Genomic DNA, 4,588 nt, shown 5'->3' with positions numbered 1-4,588 from the left:
GGTTTAAGTTGACAATCCGTGGCAGGGATGGGGGCGGGGATGAAACTGGAACAGTCGATTTCTTGCTGGCCAATGGAACGGACATCGTAAACACCTGGACCTGGGTTGATCTGAGCAGTCTAGGCCCGGTCAAGAGCCTGGAGTTTGAGTTAACATCCTCAGATGTCGGTGACTGGGGCATGAATACTCCTGCGTACTTCTGCATGGACAGTCTGAATGGCACTCCGTCTGATTATGATACTGATTTGAACGGAATACCAGATAGTCAGGAGGTCGATGTTACAGTAGACTTAGATAATGACGGAACCCCTGATGTGAACCAACCCACGATTAAGTGCGTAAACACGGTTGTGGGAAATGGACAGATAGGCGTTAGCTACAAAGATTCCCAAAATGTTAGTGAAATCATTGCCATTAAGTCTATCGATCCCACCAGTATTACCGACAACGCAGCGCGGCCTGCTACGATGCCATTGGGTCTGTTGAGTTTTACATTAAGGGTGAATAACCCCAGTGATGAAGCCACTATAAAGGTGTACCTTTCTGAAGCAGCGTCAGATTCCGCCAAGTGGTATAAATACGATCCAATGAATGGTTGGCAAGATTATTCGGATTTAGGATATGCATCATTTGGCTTGACCGCCCAAGGAACGACCGTAGTTACCCTGAAACTCAAGGATGGTAACTATGGTGATGCTGACGGGATCGAAAACGGTATTATTGTTGATCCCAGCGGGTTGGCCGGGGCATTGTCGTCTTCGCCTTCAAACACTCGTAGCGATGGCGGCGGTGGTGGGGGGGGCTGTTTCATCAATACGGCGGCCTCCGGTTCAGAATGCAATGCCTTCCATACGTCGTTTGCTATCTTGGTTTTGGGGGCTCTGGCAGGAGGCTGCTTGGCTTTAAGGTCGTCTGGCAGAGGATACTGATTTGGGAAGGCTGGGCCTGTGCTGGTGATTTTGGATCGGCCCAGCCTCTTGTTTTTCTGAGCATGGATGCACGTTCTGCTGCGGCAAACGTCAGTGGGTTTTTCGAATGAAAGGTTCATGTTGAGGGAATATATGGCGTCGCGTGGCTTCCGGATAGGCTGGTGCTTGATCTTTTTGTTCCTGTCGCTTTTGTCCGGTGACGAGCTGTTGTGTGCTCAGGACGAGGCTGGAGGCCTGGAGGAACGAAGCAATCAGCCCCGATTTGAACTTGAAGAGATCGTGGTGACAGCTACCAGGATCGACGAACCCGTGAAGAACATACCCCGGAATGTTACCATCATAACGAGTGAGGATATCGAACAAGCTCCAAGCAACAATATCGTAGATCTCCTGGCAAGGGAGTCGGGCATGAACCTCAGGAGCTTTTTCGGTAACGACAAGCAGGCAGGCGTGGATATACGCGGCATGGGAGATACCTTTGTCAGCAACGTGATTGTGATGGTTGACGGGGTGAAGCTGAATCCCCCTGATCTGACCGGCCCTGATCTTTCTTCGATCCCCCTGGATCGAATTGAACGCATAGAAATCGTTCGTGGGGCCGGATCGGTGATCTACGGGGATGGGGCTATTGGCGGAGTCATCAATATCATAACCAAGAAAGGACAAAAAGAACCTGAGACTCGTCTATATTCCTCATACGGCAGCTATGACACCTTTGACAGTCGGGTGTCACATCGAGGACAGATTGAGAACCTCAGGTTCAATTTGAATGCTGACTACTTTGATTCCGATGGATACAGAGATAACGGCTACTTGCGAAAAAAGGATGTTGCGGGCCAGGTTGGCTACGACTTTGGCGACCGTGTGACGCTCACGATGTCAGCTTCTCGCCATGAGGACGTGTACGGCTTGCCTGGCCCGGTTAGCAAGGAAGATATGGAGTCAAAAGAGAAGCGGACTTTAACGGACCGTCCTGACGATTTCGGGGAAACTGCTGACCGGCGATACGTAGGGGGCATTGAAATCGACCTGGATAAGTGGGGTCGTGTCAAGGCGCACAGAGGATATCGTTATCGGGATAACTCCTACATCATGGGATATAATCCGCTCATTACAAGGCAGGACCAGACAGACAGTATTGATGAAGACACGAAAAGCTTTGATCTAGGGTATGACACATCATACAGAACCGGGGAGCTGGAGCACCATTTTCAGTGCGGTTTGGATCATTATCAAGCAGAATACGTTAGAGAAGAGCTGTCCAAGGATGAGCGAAAGAATGGTGATGTTGAAAGTCTGGGGTTTTTCCTGACCAATGACTTATCCCTTACAAAGGATCTCGTTTTTCGTTTGGGATACCGGTATAATGATTATGACGGTCGCTTCCGCACCGATCAACATCAGCTTTTCGGTAGTGTGAAGCGGTGGGTGAACGGGACAGTTTCAAATAAGCAATGGACCAATCACGCCGAGGAGGCCGGCCTGGTTTATTCCTGGCGTCCTGACACCACCCTATTTGCAAGCTATGCAACGAGTTTTCGCATCCCCAATGTGGACGAATTCGCCCAAGGAGAAGAGGGTTTGAGGCCCCAGGAGGGGAGCCACATAGACATAGGGGGGCGGTATCATCTAAAGGGAATTATGGAATTTTCACTGACCCTTTTTCAAATCAGGATCGATGATGAAATCTTTTTTGACCAGGACCCTCAGGTGAACCGCAACTATGATGATAAGACCGTGCGACGCGGAGTGGAAGCTGACGTGAGAGTCTATGCAGCAGATTCCCTTTATCTCTGGGGCAACTACACATACGTGAAGGCCGAGTTCGAAGAAAGAGGGACGACCGTTCCTCTTGTCCCGGAACATAAGGCAAGCATCGGGATGGAGTGGCGAATTCTTGAACCCCTTGTGCTTTCTATTGCTGGAACGTATGTAGGGCCCAGATTTGATGGAAATGACCAGAACAACGACCGATTCGACAAGTTGGAAGGCTACGCAGTTTTCGACGGCAAGCTGATATACAAAGACAAAGGGGTGAGGATTTTTGTTGGCGTCAACAATATCTTCGATGAATTCTACTCAACAGTGGCCTACAGCGAGACGTATTACCCCATGCCTGCTCGCAACTTCTATGGAGGGATGGAGTGGAGTTTCTAAGAGCAATGGGGCATTGCCTTCTCTTCAGGGGGACGATTTTTTGTGCCGTGGTCCTGGCGGCTACATTTTTCTCATTGGCGGCAGCGGCCGGGCCTTATCGTCCGGCCGCAGGAGAGTCCGGTTCCTGGGCCATCCACATGGATGATTCTGCATTGGTGGCCTGGGCCACAGGTTGGGAAAATTACTCTCCAGGCCAAGAGGTCGACGCTGCTTTCCAGGCTCCTCAGTTGGCGGTGGGCCAGGCTGTAGGGAACTCCTTTGACATTGTGTCCCTCGGCCGTGGAGGACAGATAACCATGACGTTTGATGAACCAATTCAAAATGGTGACGGATGGGATTTTGCTGTTTTTGAGAACTCATTCAGTGACAGCTTTCTTGAGTTGGCCCATGTGGAAGTGTCGTCAAACGGCGTGGATTTTTACCGTTTTGATAATGACTCCTTGACTCCGAGCCCTGTATCGGGGTTTGGTGCGGTTGATCCGACGAATATTGATGGACTTGCCGGCAAGTACAAGCAGGGATATGGGACTCCCTTTGACCTGGAAGACGTGGGGCTCGACTCCGCCACCCATATCCGGATTATCGATGTCGTTGGCGACGGGATGTCCTTGGATACATCAGGTGATGTGATCTACGACCCGTATCCCACCTTTGGAAGCGCAGGGTTCGACCTGGATGCCATTGGCGTGTCAAACGGGGCAGCCTATCCAAGTGGAGAATACACTCCACCCCCAGCTCCTTCATATGATGGCAAGGCTGGTTTTGCAGTCAGTGGAGGATGTTTTATTGGCGCGTGTCTTTCGTCGTGTCGGGACCAATAGAGTGATATGAATGAAAAAAGAACCTATCAGGGTTTACGCAGGAGAAAATGAGGCGCTTGATTGTAGTGTCGTCATTCTTGTCCCTGAAATCGCTATTTCCGAAGCGGGCCACATCAAGGCCTATTCTTGCAACTCAGGACCTCAAACAAAACATGAGTTCTATGCCGTGGCACAGATGGCGCTTATCCAGTTCCAGGATGAGGAATTGGATGTCACAACGGTCAACGGCCCGATAAGGCTCAAATGGATGGACGAGGAGTGTGAGACCTCTTCGGGAATGGCCATCTGCCGCACATTTTCAGGAGAGCTGGAAGTGTTCGCCCACACCAACCAGCCATGGCGAAAGCTACTTGAAGCGGCCCACCGATTCTGCACCCGCTGGATCAGGCTTGACATTTGATATTCTCTTGACCCTGCTTCCCTTCGTGCCCCTCGTCTGGATGGATACCATTGGAACAAGTAGCTTCTGTGGCCCTGCGTACCTTGGTCGGGTTTTGGCTAGCGCACCCTGAAATTGAGCGGGCCCGCTTTGTGGAAACCTGACATCTGCGCGTTCCAAAGCCCATAACTGGTGCCGCTGAGACACAGTTCATAATAGCAATCGGCACTTCTGGGATGAGTGACAGATGGTTGTGCTCTAGCGGATGGGAAGGGTGTATTTGGCGACATTGAAGCAATGCT

At 50.8% G+C, this 4,588-nt stretch carries 4 protein-coding genes; all 4 read left to right on the top strand.

The window, feature by feature from the left end:
- Positions 1–929, top strand: a 929-nt coding sequence (locus JW883_08015) for a DUF4465 domain-containing protein (protein MBN1842209.1), incomplete at its 5' end; no start/stop codon positions are given.
- Between the two features lie 132 nt (positions 930–1,061).
- A complete protein-coding gene (locus tag JW883_08010) occupies positions 1,062–3,086 on the top strand; it encodes a TonB-dependent receptor (protein ID MBN1842208.1) in 2,025 nt (674 codons plus the stop codon).
- The gene (locus JW883_08005; protein MBN1842207.1) at positions 3,074–3,907 is read left to right on the top strand and encodes a PEP-CTERM sorting domain-containing protein; all 834 of its coding nucleotides are present in this window, start codon (positions 3,074–3,076) and stop codon (positions 3,905–3,907) included. The genes JW883_08010 and JW883_08005 overlap by 13 nt, the downstream gene beginning before the upstream one ends.
- A gap of 10 nt (positions 3,908–3,917) precedes the next feature.
- A complete protein-coding gene (locus JW883_08000; GenBank protein MBN1842206.1) occupies positions 3,918–4,307 on the top strand; it encodes a hypothetical protein in 390 nt (129 codons plus the stop codon).
- Positions 4,308–4,588: the final 281 nt, after the last annotated feature.

The sequence above is a fragment of the Deltaproteobacteria bacterium genome (genome assembly GCA_016930875.1).
Classification (GTDB): Bacteria; Desulfobacterota; Desulfobacteria; order Desulfobacterales.
Note: the sequence above shows the minus strand (reverse complement) of the source record. Positions and strands in the feature narration are given on the sequence as shown.